This window comes from Streptomyces sp. NBC_01445 (genome assembly GCF_035918235.1).
Lineage (GTDB): Bacteria > Actinomycetota > Actinomycetes > Streptomycetales > Streptomycetaceae > Streptomyces.
In genome coordinates, this window is record NZ_CP109485.1 from 3,282,308 (window position 1) to 3,298,442 (window position 16,135).

At 69.0% G+C, this 16,135-nt stretch carries 10 protein-coding genes; 2 read left to right on the forward strand and 8 right to left on the reverse strand.

Annotation, left to right across the window (positions count from 1 at the left end; all coding sequences use genetic code 11):
- Window positions 1-11 precede the first annotated feature (11 nt).
- From OG574_RS14965 to OG574_RS14980, 4 genes are all read right to left on the reverse strand, one after another.
- On the reverse strand, window positions 12-494 hold the full coding sequence (locus OG574_RS14965) for a poly-gamma-glutamate biosynthesis protein PgsC/CapC (RefSeq protein ID WP_100591255.1): 483 nt from the start codon (window positions 492-494) through the stop codon (window positions 12-14).
- On the reverse strand, window positions 491-2,044 hold the full coding sequence (gene pgsB / locus OG574_RS14970; RefSeq protein WP_326773651.1) for a poly-gamma-glutamate synthase PgsB: 1,554 nt from the start codon (window positions 2,042-2,044) through the stop codon (window positions 491-493). The genes OG574_RS14965 and pgsB overlap by 4 nt, the downstream gene beginning before the upstream one ends.
- Window positions 2,045-2,050: 6 nt before the next feature.
- Window positions 2,051-4,285, reverse strand: coding sequence for a HAMP domain-containing protein (locus OG574_RS14975; RefSeq protein ID WP_326778495.1), 2,235 nt, complete (start codon window positions 4,283-4,285; stop codon window positions 2,051-2,053).
- A 230-nt stretch (window positions 4,286-4,515) separates the two neighbouring features.
- Entirely contained in the window at window positions 4,516-5,733 is a 1,218-nt protein-coding gene (locus OG574_RS14980) for a CapA family protein (RefSeq protein WP_326773652.1), read from the reverse strand.
- A gap of 59 nt (window positions 5,734-5,792) precedes the next feature.
- On the opposite strand from OG574_RS14980, the gene OG574_RS14985 reads away from it, so the two are divergent.
- Both OG574_RS14985 and OG574_RS14990 read left to right on the forward strand, forming a co-directional pair.
- Entirely contained in the window at window positions 5,793-6,728 is a 936-nt protein-coding gene (locus OG574_RS14985; protein WP_326773653.1) for a hypothetical protein, read from the forward strand.
- Window positions 6,725-7,075: an NYN domain-containing protein gene (locus OG574_RS14990; RefSeq protein ID WP_326773654.1), complete on the forward strand. Its 351-nt coding sequence runs from the start codon at window positions 6,725-6,727 to the stop codon at window positions 7,073-7,075. Before OG574_RS14985 ends, OG574_RS14990 begins: the two co-directional genes overlap by 4 nt.
- Before the next feature lie 22 nt (window positions 7,076-7,097).
- Here the strand turns inward: OG574_RS14990 and OG574_RS14995 are convergent, their stop codons facing one another.
- Genes OG574_RS14995 through OG574_RS15010 form a run of 4 tightly spaced genes read right to left on the reverse strand, consistent with a single transcriptional unit; the run spans window position 7,098 to window position 15,990 of the window.
- Window positions 7,098-9,845, reverse strand: coding sequence for a bifunctional glycosyltransferase/CDP-glycerol:glycerophosphate glycerophosphotransferase (locus OG574_RS14995; RefSeq protein WP_326773655.1), 2,748 nt, complete (start codon window positions 9,843-9,845; stop codon window positions 7,098-7,100).
- Window positions 9,846-9,896: 51 nt separating this feature from the next.
- Window positions 9,897-11,372, reverse strand: a complete 1,476-nt coding sequence (locus tag OG574_RS15000) for a glycosyltransferase family 2 protein (RefSeq protein ID WP_326773656.1) — start codon at window positions 11,370-11,372, stop codon at window positions 9,897-9,899.
- Between the two features lie 21 nt (window positions 11,373-11,393).
- Complete coding sequence (locus tag OG574_RS15005; protein WP_326773657.1) at window positions 11,394-14,135, reverse strand: bifunctional glycosyltransferase/CDP-glycerol:glycerophosphate glycerophosphotransferase; 2,742 nt, start codon at window positions 14,133-14,135, stop codon at window positions 11,394-11,396.
- Between the two features lie 46 nt (window positions 14,136-14,181).
- On the reverse strand, window positions 14,182-15,990 hold the full coding sequence (locus OG574_RS15010) for a stealth family protein (RefSeq protein ID WP_326773658.1): 1,809 nt from the start codon (window positions 15,988-15,990) through the stop codon (window positions 14,182-14,184).
- Between the last annotated feature and the right edge of the window lie 145 nt (window positions 15,991-16,135).

Consider the following 16,135-nt stretch of genomic DNA (forward strand, 5'->3'; position numbering starts at 1 on the left):
CGGTGGGTGGTTCAGGCGGACGGCATGACGCCGAGGAGGATTCCGGCGGTGAGGACGACGTACGCCATCAGCGTCACCGAGCCGGTGGCGAGGATCGTGGGGCCCTTGGGCTGGCGGACCAGCTGGTAGGCGATGAGGCCGGGGACGATGAAGCCCAGGGTCTGGTTCGCGTACATCAGCGGGAACTCGAGGGAGAGGACGATCATCACGGTGGCCTGGAGCGTCACTCCGAGCAGCACGACGGCGGCGAACAGGCGCTTGCCGTAGAGGATCACGTAGCGCTGCATCAGGAGCGTGCCCACATAGGTGAGGACGGTGACGCCGACGACCATGGCCGCGCGCTGGAGGTCTTCGACGAGCGTCAGCGCGATCCAGCCCGGGGTGATCATTCCGCCCGGCGAGAGGTTCGTCGTGAGGTAGCAGACCAGGGAGAACAGCAGCCCGATCGCGATGCCGATCGCGGCGATCTCGGGGGTGAGGACGGTGGGGATCAACGTGGTTCTCCTGGGCTGCTGTGCCACTGCTGCGGGTCTTCGGCGGGAGGTGCGGGCGGGATGCGCGGTTCGAACGGGCCACGGGGGACGGTCTGTTCGGCCGGCTGGACGGGCTGGTGCTGCGTGACCGCGGGCCAGGCCTCGCGGGGCCGCTGCGGATCCTGGTACCCGGGATGCGGGTGGTCCGCGTCGCGCTGCACGGGGATGTGCAGCGGGGGCGTGTAACGCGTCTCGTACGCCTCGGGGTACTGCTGGTACGGGTCGATGCGGGGCGCGTACAGCTGCACCGTCTCGATGTGTTCCGGCACGGCCGGTGCGTCCTGCCAGGAGGACTCGGCGGGCTCGAAGCGGTCCGCCGGGTCGTCGGACTCGTCCGCGGGGAGTTCGGCGAGGTGCTCCAGGAGGTGCTCGCCCTGGCCGTGGATGTTGCCGATGGCGACGAGCGAGGAGTCGGGGCCGAGGCTGCCGAGCAGCTTGCCCATGAACTCCTCGGCCTCACGCCGGTCGCCGCCGAGGTCCACGGCCCGGTCCCGGTAGGCGGCTGGGATCGCGTCGATGGCGGACTTGGCCGGGTGGCCGATGACGAAGACCTGGTCCGGATCGAGCTCGGGGATGATCTCGCCCATCTGGCCGTTGCGTTCGACGCGGTCCGGGCGGCAGTTGATGACGACGTTCAGCGGGCGGTGGATGGCACCGAGGTCGAGGAGCTGGTTGATGTTCATCAGCGTCGACTCGGGGTCGTTGGCCGCGAAGACGTTCGCGAAACGCAGCTTCTTGTTGTCGTGCGTGAGATAGCGCTCGACGGAGAGGACTCCGGGGTCCGGCGGGGCGTCGTACATGCCCTGGAGCGCGGTGTCCCGGTCGACGCCCACCAGCTCGGCGACGGTCAGCGCGATCGCCACGTTCTCCTTGAAGGTGAACCAGCTGAACCCGCGCAGCTCCTCGTCGCTGACCGTCTCGGGGTCGGCGTAGATCAGCTTGCAGTCCCTGGCGTCCGCCTCCTCCTGGAGGATGTGGAAGCGCTCCTGCTCGGCGGTCACGCAGATGCCTCCCTCCGGCATGGAGCGGCACAGCGAGCGCGCCACGTCGTCGAGGGTGGGGCCCATCTCGGCGAGGTGGTCCTCACGGACGTTGCACAGGACGCCGATGGTGGAGCGGATCAGCTTGGACTGGTTGATCTCCTGGAGCGCCGGCATGACGGCCATGCACTCGATGACGAGCGCGTCCGGGTTGTAGGCGGCGGCGCGGCGCACGATGCCGATCTGCTCGACGACGTTGGCGATACCGAACTTGCGGTAGACCGGTTCCTCGGTGGCGTCGGGGTGGATGAAGCGGGCCGCCGTGCCGGTCGTCTTGGCGACCGTGGTCAGGTCGCCGCCGCGCAGGGCGCCCGCGCACAGACGCGTGATGGACGACTTGCCGCGGATGCCGTTGACGAGGACGCGGGTCGGTATGTGTTCGAGGTTGGCGAAGTGCCGCCGCTGTTCGACGATTCCGGCGATCAGCAGGACGGCTCCGCACACCACGAGCACGGTGTAGAGGAAGAGCACGGGGTTCTAGTTCCTTCCGGCTCCGGCGGGCGTGCGGGCACCGCCGTCGCGTTTGCGCTGCTGGCTCTGGACCTGCTGCCTGATCAGCTCCAGGCTGCGGGCGACGGCGCCGACCTCGTCGTGGTGGCGTGGGAACAGGACGGTCTTGCGGTCACCGTCCGCGAGCGACTCGGCCTGCCGGGCCAGGTCGCGCAGGGGCCGTACGACGACGATGTGCAGCCAGCCCAGGCAGGCGGCCGCCGCGGTGATCCCGAGCAGACCGGCCAGGACCGTGCGGTTCTGGAGGCTGTACTCGGGGATGACGAGGCTCGATGCGGGCTGCCAGCTGACGACGGTCCAGCCGAGCGACTTGGCCGCGCCGCCGCCGACGAAGGGGGCGGCCGCGGCAATCTGGATGTCGCCGCCGTCACGGAACAGGACCCCGCTGGGGCGCGGGCTCATGCCGACCTTCTGGTTGGTGCCGTCGGCGAGCTCGTCGAGGCGGTTGCCGGGCAGCTTGTGGAAGGCGAGATAGCCGGTGTTGCCGCCGATGACGCGCCGCTCGGCGTCGACGACCCGGACGTCGCCGAGCCCGGGGCGCTTGAGCAGTGAGTTGAGGAAGTCGATACGGAACTCGCCGACCACGGCGGCACCCTGGCGGCCGGGCAGTTCGGCGGTGCCCACGATGACCGGCTTCTTGCCCTGGTCGTCCAGGACGCGGATGGGCTGCGCCGAGGGACCTTCGCCCTTCTCGTTGTGCGGGCCGTGCCCGGACCTGGCGAGGACGTTGCCCTGGGCGTCGAGTACATAGAGGGACTCGTAGCGCTCGTGTTCGTGCATGGTGGCTTCGAGCACCTCGGTCATCTGCGAGGGCTTGGTGCGGTCGCCGATGAGGGAGGCGACCGACATCAGGTCGGCGTGCCCCTCGTTGAGCGCGCGGCGCACCCGGTCGGACAGGGTGTCGGTGCGTTCGCGCTGGTCGTTGACCATCTGCTGGGGTACGACGACGGTGTCGCCGGCGCGGTTGAGCATGAGCAGCAGGGGGCCCGACCAGACGAGCAGCAGGACCCCGGCGACCGCGAGGAGCGAGCGGGCGCCGAAGCGGCGGCGGGCCGGTGCAGCGGGCTGCGGGAGTTCGCCGAGCAGCTGGCGGCGCAGGCGCTCCAGGGCCGCGCCGATCCTGGCGGCCTCGCCGCGCCGGGGCACGGCGACGGGCCGGGCGAGGTCACCGCGGGTGATGCGGCGGCTCTCCAGGAACAGCCTGATCAGTGGCCGTTGCACGGTGCCGAGCAGCAGCGCGACGGTGAGGCCACCGATGAGCAGCAGGGCGGCCGCGGCCGCCAGGCCGAACATCGGGTCGGCGGTGACCGCCGGGTCCTCGGCGACCTTGACCATGGCGACGACGGTCAGGCCGAGGCCGGTGGCGACCGTGGGCTCACCGGGCTGCGGCGACGCGAGCGTGGCGTAGCCGGCGACGGACCGCTCGCCCATGTAGCGGTCGCCGCTGAGGCTGCCGCTGACGCCGAGGAAGCCGCCGGAGCCGGGCTCCTTGGACTTGACGGGGTGCTGTTCCGCCTTGCCGGCGGCGCTCTTCGCGAAGGCCTTCAGCTGCCGGTTGGACTCTTTGACCTCGGCGCGCTGAAGGTCGGTGAGCACCTGCTCGGGCTCGGGGATGCCGTCGCTGCTGAGGATCGTGCCGGCCTGGTCGATGACGGCGATGGAGCGGAACTCGCCGAGGCTGATGCCGGGGAACTTCAGACTGTTGGAGGCGACGAGCAGCTGCTGCGGCTGACCCTTCCAGTTCAGGAGCGCGAAGGTGAGCAGGCGCGTCTCGCCGTTCTGGAGGCGCACCATGCGCGGGGCGAGGCCGTTGTCGTCGGAGAGCTTGGCGCGGTCGATCGCGGTCAGCGGCACGTTCTCGCCGCGGGCGGCGAGGAGTTTGCCGGACTTGATCTCGACGACGGCGGTGCCCATCCACTTCTGGTAGACGTTGCCGATCTTGTCGAGGACGGCGTCGGCCGACACCGGATCGCCGGCGCTGAACAGCGCGGCCGTCCTGGTGAGGTCGGTGACGCCCTCGTCGACGGAGGCGCGCAGGCCGATGGCCCCGTCCTCGGCGAAGTGCTGCTGCGAGGTGCGGACGGCTTCCGGGACGCGGTCGTGACCGACGCGGCCGAGAGTGAGCGCGGTGATGCCCGCGAGGGCGAGGAGCAGAACCGACAGCACTGCGATGGGCGGACGTATGCCGCCCAGCAGGGACATGTCGGCCCGTCGGCGGACCTTGTGCCGCCGCTTCGGGCGCGAAGCGGCCAACGGAGGGCTCCTCTCTGGAACGTGGGGGCGCGTCCGGACACGCGAAAGTCGCTCCGCGGCCGTGGGGGTTGCGCGCACCGGAACGCACAGGAGTGCGATCCGGAAACATCTGACCCACACCGAAGTCAAAGGGTTGTACTGGTGAGGAGAAAGGTGACAAGCGTCGCTTTGCCGAGGTCCTACTCGGGCAGCGGCTCCAGCGGGGCGAGTCCGTCCTTGGCCGCGCCGCGGTTGAGCATCGTGCCCTCCGTCCGCTCGAAGGCCAGGCGGTAGCGGGCGCGCTGCTGCTCGCTCAGCTTCGTGTCACCGTCACCCCGGCCGTCCCGCAGGGCCGCCGCGATGTCCACGAGCCGGTGGTTCTCGACCGCACCCTTGGGGAGATTGCCCGACTCGTCCGGGTCCGGCGGGATCTGCGTGAACGTCGGCACGTACTTCGCCTGTACGTCCCACTTCCCGGCCCTCTTGGTGAATTCGAACCAGCCGATGACGCCCTCCTCGGTCAGGCCGGTCGGCACGTCGTGGCGGGCGATCTGGTTGCCGAGCCCGTAGGCGATCCAGGTGCCGTCGACCTTCTCCATGGGCTGCACCACGTGCGCGTGGTGGCCGATGATCAGGTCGATGCCGGTCTCGCGCGCCAGCTTGCGGCCCAGCTGGAGCTGGGAGCGGCTGGGGTTCGGCTGGTTCTCGCGGCCCCAGTGGATGCTGAGGATCACCACGTCGGCGCCCGCGGCGCGGGCCCGCTTCTCGGCCGCGGCGATGTTCCTGAAGTCGATCTGGTTGACCAGCCAGGGCTTGTCCGCCGGAATCTCGTTGCCGTTGAACCCGAAGGCGTACGAGAGCTGGGCGACCTTGACGCCCTTGACTTCCATGATGAGCGGCTTGGCCGCCTCGGCGGCGCTGCGTGCCGACCCGGTGTGCTTCAGGCCCGCCCGGTCGAGGACGTTCAGCGTGTTCTGCACACCGGCGGCGCCATGGTCGAGGGTGTGGTTGGAGGCGCTGGAGCAGGTGTCGTAACCGACGTGCTTGATGGTGGTGGCGATCTGCGGCGGCACCAGGAACGCGGGGTAGCTCTCGAAGGGGCCCTCGGGCTTGCCGGCGACCGGTTCGAAGTGGCAGATGGCCAGGTCGGCCTTGCTGATGACGGGCTTGACCCCGGCCAGCATCGGGTCGAAGTCGAGGCCCTTCTCGCCCTGGCCGGTCACCTTGGCGTCCTTGCGCGCCTGTTCGGTGAGCTGCGGGTGGATGAGGATGTCTCCGGCCGCCGCGACGGTGAACGAGGGGCCGTCCGCGGCGGCCTTGCCGTCGTCCGAGCCGAAGGGGCCGCAGGCCGCGGTTCCCGCGAGCAGCGCGGACAGGGCTATGCCGGACCACGACCGGCGGGAGGGGCGTCTATTCACCGGGCTATCTTTATACAAGCATGAGGACGAACAGGACGAAGACGGTAACGATTGCAACAATGCTGCTGATCGCAGCGGTCGTTGCGACCGCGCTCGTGGTCGGCATCACGCACCGGGAAGAGCGGGCGGCCAGCCGCGCCCCCGGCGCAGGGACCGGCGGCCGGACGGGCGTCGACCTGCTGACCCGGGTCACGGACTACACCGCGCGCTTCACCCCCTCAACCGGCTACCGGCCCCCGACACGCAATGAGCGGCGCACGGCCGCGAGCGGTCTCCGGCTGCTGCTCGCCGGCCACGCGGACCAGGCAAAGGAGCGCCTGTCCGAAATCGACCTCTCGCTGGACAGCGTCACGGACAGCTCCACCGGGCGGCGGTACGCGGAGATCGCCGACCGCACCGAGCAGGGCCGCGCGCCTCGCGGCTGGGGGCGCGTGTACGTGGAGACCGGCTCCCCCGCACGCTGGTCCGTGCAGGTCCCGCACCCGGTCGCCGACCGCAACACCGAGCGGCTCGCGGTGGGCGTCCTGCGCGGCGGCCAGGGCGGCGTCCTCGTAATTGCTGGTGCACATCGCAAAGCCGGCACGGGTGACGCGGCGGACGTCGCGCACCGCCGGGACAGCGTTTTCGACGCGTTCTGCGACGAGCTCGCGGAGCGCGGACTCCCCGGACTCCAGATCCATGGCTTCGCCGACGACTCGGCGCCCGGCCGCGACGTGATCGCGTCGACGGGGCGGGGCCGGGAGGGCCGCGCGGATGACCGGCTGCTCGCCGACGAACTGCGTGCGCGCGACTTCGACGTGTGCCGCGCCTGGGTACGCTCCTGTCCGCTCGAGGGGCACACCAATGTGCAGGGCGCGAAGGCGGCCGCCGAGCATGTGCCGTTCCTGCACGTCGAGTTCGCCAACGCGCTGCGTACGGACGCCCCGCGCACGGCGCGCGCCGTGGAGGCGATGCGGCGGGTCACCGCCGCGTGGGAGAAGGGCGGGACCTCATGACCATGCTCCTGATCGTCGACGGCGCCAATGTCGTCGGTTCGGTCCCCGACGGCTGGTGGCGCGACCGACGGGGCGCGGCCGAACGCCTGCGGGACAGCCTGGTGACGTACGCCGAGCGCGAGGGCGTCGACATCGTGCTCGTCGTGGAGGGCGCGGCGCGCGGCGTGGAGTCGGTACCCGGCGTGCGGGTCGAGTCGGCGACAGGGAGCGGGGACGACCACATCGTGGAGCTGGTCGCCGCCGCCGGAAGGCCGTGCACCGTGGTGACCGCCGACCGTGAACTGCGCCGCCGCGTGGGCGAGTTGGGCGCGACGTGTGTGGGGCCGCGGACGGTGCGGCCCGCGTGAGGCACGCGGGCCGCAACACGCCTTACCGGTCCGACGCCGCGAGCTCCGCGATCGCGGCCGTCGCGCGGGCGCAGTTGTCGCGGTCCTCGAAGGCGAAGAACGCCCGCGCCCTGCGGTCGTACTCCGGCTCGCGCGCACACCCGTTGCCGAGGTAGCGGATCACTTCGGTCACCACCTCGTCGACGTTGCCGCACACCGGCCCGAATCCGTCGTGCTCCGCCTCGAAGTAGCCCTTCCTGGCGTGCTTCGCCCAGTACTCGTCCGGGTCGAACCGGGCGTAGACGAGCGGTGTGCCGAGGTAGGCCATGTCGAAGTGGACCGAGGACCAGTCCGTGATGAACAGGTCGCACTGGCGCAGGGCCGTCTGCACGCTGACCTTCGTCTGGTCCAGGCGCTGCACCCGGGGGTGGTCCGGCACGACTCCGTCGATCATGTTCCGCATCTCGTAGTGCGGCAGGAAGTCGAGTGTGTAGTCGTAGTACTCCAGCGCCTCCATGAGCTTCGGGTCGCGCAGGAGCCGTACGACGAAGTCCCGGTAGGCCGACTCGTGGAAGATCTCGTTGACGGCGTCCTGGTCGGCACCCTCCTGCTGGAGATAGGAGGGGATCGTCAGGTACTTGCGCCAGGTGGGCATCAGGAGGATGCGGCGGCCGCCGCGGTCCGGCTGGAGCGCGTCGAAGCGCGGGAAGCCGAGCGCCTTGGCCTGTTCGCCGTAGTGCATGTGCTCGGAGAAGTACTGGGCTTCCCGGTCGCTGGTGGCGAACACCAGGTCCACGCCGGTCCGGTTGCGGTGCAGGGCCTTGCTGCCGTCCTCGTCGGTGACCCCGTGCTGGAGGAAGACCCGCTTGGCGCCCACGCGCCAGTTGAGGTGCTTGAGGTACTGCCCGCGGTCCCAGCCGTCGGGGAGCATGTACGAGTCGATGTCATAGGCGTTGATCAGCAGCGACGCGTGCAGCATCAGCAGCTTGTGCTTCCACGAGCTGTGGGCCACCACGTTCCCCAGGCGCTTCAGCTTGGCCCGGTCCGCGCTGTCCTTGTCGATGATGTAGTACGCCTTGCGGCGGCGCTCGTGCGTGCGCAGGTATCTGAACAGGTGCAGGCTGTTGTCCTGCGCGGTGTCCTTGCGCTCGGCGATCAGCCAGATCTCCTTGCGGCGGAAGAACCTGAGCGTGGCGCGCCGGATGGCGCGGGCCCGCCAGAAGGGCGCCTTGCGCTTCTTCTGGTCCTCGTCCATGCCCTGGAGGAACTCCTCCCAGTCCTTGTCAGCTCCCCTTCCCTTGCCCTGCACCTCCCGGACGAGCAGAACGGCGTTGTCCTTTCCCTTGGACATCGGCAGGACCCAGCGGCCCCCGACGTTCATGCCTCGGGCGCCGCGCAGCATCGCGGTGGTGGTCATGCACGGGCGTGAGACGTCGCGGCCGGAGGTGCAGAACACCAGCTTCAGCGGGAACTCGCCGTCCTTGATGGCCCGTACGGGGACGACCGCCTCGAATCCGCCCCATTCGAGATCGTCACGGGTCGCCTTGAGGTCGCTGCGCCACACCTGCCGCGCGGTCACCATCTGGCCGCTCGTCTCCGGCCACAGCTGCATGGGGTTGCGCATGGGCCGGTTCATCGGCAGTCCGTTGAGCACGAAGCGGCCGGCCACGACGATCCCGTCGGACTCGGGGTCCTCCTGGATGCGTTCCACGTGCACGCTGGTGGAGGAGACCTTGGTCAGCGGGAGCAGCGCGCTCGGGACCGAGAGATCGAGGTAGAGGTCACCGGCCCGCCCGTACACACCGGTGATCGCCTGCTCCGGCCGCGCAAAGAGCTCGAACCAGTTCATGTACATCGCGAGGAACGGAACGCGGTGGCGGGTGTCATGGGTGGACGCCATGACCGCGTCGGGCGTGAGCTGTGTGTAGACGGCGCGGGCCCGGGTGAAGAGCTGGAACAGCTCCTGCTCGTCCATGGCCTGCGGGGCACGCAGTGCGAAGCCCTGGTAGCTGCGCACCAGGAACCGGTTGAGGACTTCCTGCCGGTGGCCGGAGAGGCGGGGGCGGAGCGTCATCAGGTACTCCTCCAGCAGGAGGTGGTCCCAGTAGTTCGCCTTGCGCTCCCACAGCTTGTCCATCGTGGAGTCCTCGGCGGCGCGCTTGCGGTACTGGTAGACCGTGCTGGGCACCATCGCGATGCGGTCCGCGAGGAGCATGGCGGGAACCGAGAAGAACGCGTCCTCGAAGTGCACGCCTTCGCGGAACCGGATGTTGTTCGCGCGGATGAACTCGACGTCGAAAAGCTTGTGGCAGGCGCTTCCGCCGTGAATCATCTCAGGAATGTTCTCGATTCCGGGATGTACTTGAACATTCGTCCCGAAGTAGCGGAGCCAGGGCCAGTTGGTCGGCTCCGGGAACGTCTCCATGCGCCCGATGGTGAGCGGCACGCGCTCCTTCACGGCGGTCCGCCACATGACTTCGAGGGCGTCCTCGGGCAGTACGTCGTCGGAGTCGCAGAACGTGATGTAGCGGGAACTGACCAGGTCCATTCCCGCGTTACGGGCGCCGCCGGCCTTCCCCGTGGGGTGGACGAAAGCCCACACGTTCTGGTGCCGAGCGGCAAATCCCGCGGCGATGGCGGGCGAGCTGTCGCTGCTGCCGTTGTCGACGAGAATCACCTGGCAGCGGTCGAACATCGTCTGGCGCGCCAGCGAGTCCAGGCACTCCTGGAGATATCTCTCCACATTGAAGATGGGGACGACGACGGCGACGTCGTAGACGGGATCGAACAACTTATGACTCCTGTTTTCTGCCGAATACCCCATCTCTGGAGCGGATATTGATCAGGCTTGCGTGGACTCGATGACGAGCCGGGCGTCCGAGCCCTCGGCGGCGATACGTGTGAGGCCGTGGAAGCCGGCCACGGGGGGTTGCTGGGCAAGGCCCGGGGACACGCCGCACGGCCGCGAGACGTTTCTGCCCCGGGTGCACACCACGAGCCGTACGGGGAAGGCGCCGACCGGGAACTCCCGGGGGTCGAGCGTGACGCTGAAGGCGGCTCCCCCCTGACCTGTCCGGTCGTGGAGCTGCCCGTGGTTCACCGCCGGAAGGGTCTTGCCGCTGCGTTCGAACCAGACCTGCAGTTCGATCTTCTCCAGCAGTTCGTCGGGAATCCCGTTCACGGAGAATCGCCCGTGGACGACCGCGGTCCCGCCGTCACCGGCGGCGATTCCCTCGATACGGGCCGGCACCGACGTGACCTTCGTGAGAGGCAGCGCCCAGGACGTACCCGGGTAGTCGACGTAAAGGTCCGCCTCACGGCCGTGGACCGGGCCGAGGACGGAAGCCGGGCGGTGGAAGAGGTCGAAGTCCCCGAAGTGCAGCGCGAGGTAGGGAAGCCGGTGCCGGGTGTCGTTCGTGCTGCGGACGAACGACTCGGAAGTGATCCCCCAGTAGAGCGCGCGACACCGCTCGAAGAGCTGCCGGCACTCGGATTCGCTGAGGATGCGCGGGGCCCTCAGCAGGAATCCCTGCATACTCCGGATGAGGAACCTCTCCAGCGTCTCCTGCTGGTACGGGCTCAGCTGCTCACGCATCGCCGCGAGGTACTCCAGCATCACCAGCTGGTCGGCGTAGTTCTGCGGGAGATCCCAGAGGGTGTCCATGACGGACGTGCCGTCCCCGCGCCTGCGGTACTCGTAGACGGGGGCGTCGACCAGCGAGATGCGTTCGGCCAGGAGCAGCGCGGGGATCGAGACGTAGGCGTCCTCGAAGGCGGTGCCGGTACCGAACCGGATCCCCTGGGAGCGCAGCAGGTCGAGATCGAAGATCTTGTTCCAGCAGGACGCCGAGTGGATCAGGTCGGGGATGTCGACGACGCTGTCCACCGTCTTGACGTTCTTGCCGAAGTACTTGTGCCAGGGCGCCTTGACCGGCTTCGGGACATGCTTCTCGCGGCCCACGACGACGGTGGCCCTGGTCTTGATGATGGTGTTCCGCAGAACTTCCAGCGACCGCTCGGGAACGATGTCGTCGGCATCCCAGAAGACGATGTACGGCGTCGCGGCCATGTCCATACCCATGTTGCGCGCGTCGCCGGCTCGCCCGTGCGGCTGCGCCACCAGGTCGACATTGGGGTACAGACCCGCGAATTCACTCGCGATACCCACCGAGTGATCGGTGCTGCCATTGTCGACGAGTATCACGTGCGCACGCGAGAAGTCCGTCTGTGCCGCCACCGAGGCCAGAAATTCGGAGAAGAAATTCTGGACATCGCGGAACGGCACGACGACGGTCACGTCACGGCTGGCTTGGGACATACTTCCTCCTGACACGCCACATCAATGGTTCAACCCCCGAATGAGACGTTCGATCGCTTCCGACGCCCTCACGTTGTTCTGCTGGTCGTGGTGCTCGAAGAACTTCTCGACCCTGCGCAGGTATTCAGGTTCCCTTTCGCATCCGCGCTGCACATAGCGGATCACTTCGCCCACCACGCCCTCGACGGTTTCCCCGACGGGTCCGAAGCCGTCACGGTGGGCGTCGAAATACCCTTTTCGGTAATGCCCGTCCCAGTACTCCTCGGCGTCGAACTGCGCGTAGACAAGGGGAGTTCCGAGGTAGGCGACGTCGAAGGCGGTGGACGACCAGTCGGTGATGAAGAGATCGCATCGGCGCATCGCGTCCTGCACGCTGATCTCGTTCTGGTCGATGATGCGGACCCGCTCGTGGTCCGGTGCCATCTCGCCGACCACCGCGCGCATTTCGTAGTGCGGCAGGAAATCCAGGGTGTAGTCGTAGCGTTCCAGGGCGGCCAGGAGAGCCGGGTCGTTCAGGAAGCGGACCATGAAGTCCCGGTACGTGGAGGCGAGGAACCGGTCCTGCATGGCTCGCTCGGCCTCGCCGCGACCGCCGTCACGGCTGTACGAGGGGACGGTCAGGTAGGCGCGCCACGTCGGCATGAACAGGATGCGGCGCCCGCCGCGGTCGGGAACCAGCGCGTCGAAGCGGGGGAAGCCGGTGACCGCCACCTGCCCCTCGTAGCCGAGTTCGGCCGACAGGAACTCTCCCTCGTGCCGGCTCACCGCGAGGATGAGGTCGACGCCCGTGCGGTTGCGGTGCAGGCCCTTGCTGACGTCCTTGTCCGTCACTCCGTGCTGGAGGAACACCCGGCGGGCGCCCACCCGCCAGTTCAGGTGCTTGAGATAGCGGGTCCGGTCCCAGCCGTCGGGCAGCATGTAGGTGTCGATGTCGTACGCGTTGATCAGTGCGGACGCGTGCAGCATCAGCAGCTTGTGCTTCCAGGAGCTGTGCGCGACGACATGCCCGAGACCCGCCAGGTGCGTACGGTCGGGGCTGCCGGCCCGGATGACGTAGTACGCCCCGCGGCGCTTCCCGGCGGTGCGCTCGTGACGGAAGAGGTGCCGGCCGTTGTCCTGCGCGGTGTCCCCGCGCTCGCCGAACAGCCGGATGTCCCTGCCGAGGAACAGTGGCTTCGTGAGGAGGCGGGCAAGCCGCTGCTTCCAGAACGGCCGCCTGCGCAGCACGTGCTTGACGTCCTTGGCGAGCAGGCCGCCCCGGATGCGCCTGCCGAGCCCGCGCGAGGAGCCGACGACCATGAGGATCGCCCGGTTGCTCCCCCGCCAGTGCGGCACCACCCTCGTCCCCCGGTGCCGTACGACGCGTGCCCCGCGCAGGAAGCCCGCGGCGACCAGGCACGGGGTGACCGTCTGGCCGCCTTCGGTGTCGAGGACGAATTCGAGATCGTGGACGCCCGGCCGCAGTGCGTCGAGGGGCAGGTCGGCAGTGAAGCCGCCCCACTCCGTGTCGGGCCGGAGGTTCTTCATGTCGCGCCGGCGGACCTGCATGGCGGGCGCGCTGAGACGGCTCCCCCGCACGCGCAGGCCCAGCCGCCCGGGCAGCGGCCGGACCAGCGGCATGCCGCAGACCTCGAACCGGCCGGAGACACGCAGCATCCTGGTGCCGGGAAGGCGGCGGACGTGCTCCACATGGGCGGTGAAGGGTGTGGCTTCCACCAGCGGCGACAGCCCGTCCGGCACCTCGTCGGCGACGTACGGCCGGCCGTCGCGCACCGAGATTCCGTGCAGCCGGGCCGCCCGGTCGGCGAAGAGGCCGAAGTCCCCGGTGATGAACGCGTAGTAGGCCACCCGGTGGCGCCCGTCGGCCGTGGCCGCGACAACCACGTCGGGAGAGACGTTCCAGTAGACGGCGCGGCACCGCGCGTAGAGCTCCTCCAGCTCCGCCCCCTGGAAGAGTTCGGGCGCCCGTAGCGCGAAGCCCTGATAGCTCCGTACGAGGAAGAGATCGAGCACGGCGCGCGACGACGCGGGGACGGCCGCTCCCAGTCCGTGCAGGTACTCCACCAGCTGAAGGTGGTCCCAGTAGTTCTGCCGCCGGGTCCAGATGGCGTCCATGGTCGAGTTCCCCGCGGCGCGCTTGCGGTACTTGTAGACGCACGCGTCGACCAGGGCGATGCGGGTGGCGCGGACGAGGGCGGTGACGCCCACGTAGGCGTCCTCGAAGTGGACGCCCTCCGCGAAGCGGATGCGGTGGGTACGCAGATAGGACAGGTCGAAGAGCTTGTTGCAGGCGCTCGCGCTGTGCACCAGTTCCGGCGCCTCCGCAATGCTCGCGAACGTCCGGTCGCCCTTGCCGAAATGGTCCTTCCAGGCCCAGCGGGTCGTCTTGGGGAACGTCTCCATCGCGCCCACGACGACCTGCGCACCGGTGGTGACCGCGGCGTCCAGCAGGCGTTCGAGGGCGGTGGGCGGCAGGACGTCGTCGGAGTCGCAGAACGCGATGCGCGCACCGGTCGCGCGGTCCATCCCGAGGTTGCGCGCCGCTCCGGCGCCGCCCCCGTGGCGTACGAGCACGGTGACGTTGGCATGCCGCAGGGCGAAGTCCGCGCAGAGCCGGTACGAACCGTCGCTGCTGCCGTTGTCGACGAGGATGACCTCGCAGCGCTCGAAGACGGTCTGCGCCGCGATGGAGTCCAGGCATTCGTGGAGGTACTGCTCCACGTTGTAGACCGGCACGACCAGCGTGACGTCATAGGTATTCATGCGCGGCAGGACCCATTCGCAGGCGGTGCGACGGGGAAGGCAGATCTCATCGGTCGGCGGCCTTCACGAGTTCGTCCAGGTCCGCGCTCTGTTCGAGGATGTTCACGTGTTCCGGAACCTCGTACGGGCTGGGCACCGGGAAGTACGCGTCGAGGAAGCTCGCGAGCATTTCCCTCTGCCGCTCCGGATCGGCGGATTCAACTGTGTCGTTGAGGCAGAAGGTGTCCATGTTCCGGTTGGCGAGGAGCGTGTTCAGGCGCCGCTCGGCGAGGTCGGCCGAGAGGTCGATGTACCGGTACTGGATGTCACCCACGGTCGCCCGCGCGGAGTGGTAGGCGAAGTAGTGGTGCAGTGACGAGGCGATCGGGACGTCCCCGGGGGAGCGGAAGCGCGAGTGCTGAGTCGCGGCGTGCTCGTCCGCGAAGGTCTCCTCGATCTCCTGGAGCACGCTCAGGCGCAGGGCGTGCGGGGTGTGCTTCATCTTCTGGGATATGGCGGTGCCGAATTTCTGCGCGATGAGCCAACGGCTGTTCTTCCCGGCCGCGTTGACAGGAAGATCGGTCGAGGCGATTCCGCCGCCGGGTATCAGGGCGGGCGATGTGAAGAACTTGGTGATGCCGTTCGGGTGGAAGAAATGCGAGGGCGTCACCGGCCGCCCGAAGAACACGTCGTCGTTCAGGTAGAGGAAGCACTCCGAGAGCCCCGTGATGTGGTGCAGCTGGCTCTCGATGGCATGGGAGTTGAACGTGGGCAGTGCGGACGGGTCGGAGAAGATCTCCCGGTGGTCCAGCACCCGGAGGTTCGGGTGCCGCGCGTTGAGCCAGGACGGGACCTGCCCCGCTGTCACGAGGTAGATGTTGCGCACCCAGGGTGCGTTCTGGTGGAGCGACCGCAGCGAATAGCGCAGCTCGTCACGGCTGGTGTACCGCGCGTCGTTCGCCGCCTGTTCGTGCAGTTCGTCCCCGGAGAACCCCTGGCGCACCTGGTCGCGCTGCACGCGCCAGACGGGGTCCGAGTCGTCGACCCAGGTGTAGACGACGTCGATGGGGAACTGGTGGTCCTCGGGGAGCTGCACGGCGAACTCGGGCAGCGTGCGGGCATCCCCCGTGTGGTACGCGGGAGGGATGGGGCTGAAGAGCCGCTGGGGAGCCGACTTGCGGGGGGCGTCCACCTGGACGGCGTCGATGACGCGATTGGGGCGCGGGGCCCTCAGCTCCCCGTCGCGCTCGGCCCACACTTCGAGGTCGCATCCGGTGGCCGCGCCGAAGACGAGCTGCTGGGTCGGATCGCACACGTACCAAGCGACCCGCAGCACCTTGTTCTTGCGCAGCGCCCGCCACGAGCGCTCCTCGTCGCCGGGCTCCATCCGGGCCTCGTCGCCGCCGGCCGGACCGACATAGCCCGGGGCCTGCGCGAAGGCCAGCTGGAGCACTTCCTCGGCGGCCGGGCGGGACTTGGCGGGGATGGCGACGGCGGGCAGCCCGCCCGCCGTGCCCCGTACGCAGAAGTAGTCGATGCCCGCCGCGTCCAGGACCGAGACGACGATGTTGAGGTTGCGGGCGCGAGCCGCCCAGTCCGTGGCGCCGGCGACCGTCAGCGCGCGCATGTGGCGGCGACCGACACGGACGACGCGCTGGCTGTAGGCGGCGCTGTGGCGGGGCGCCCTGCGCTTGCCGCCCATGGCCCAGACGACGGTCGCGGAACGGACGGTGTCGGCCACATTGAGAGAGGACTTGACGGCCTTGCGGACCGGGGTCGGTACACCGCGGACGATGCGCTGCCTGGCGCCGACCGGGACCGCGGACCGGTACGCCGAAACCAGCGCTCCGGATTCAGGGTTGTCCGACCCGCCCACGAGGCAACCACCGTCCCCACCTTGCAGCCCCGTCCCCCGGGCTCGTGGCACTTGCGCCACCGCGACGACCCGCACACCGGGCATTCACCGGACTCTCACATGACCTTTACTCAAAGTACAGGTCAAGGCTTCAACTAAGCGTCAC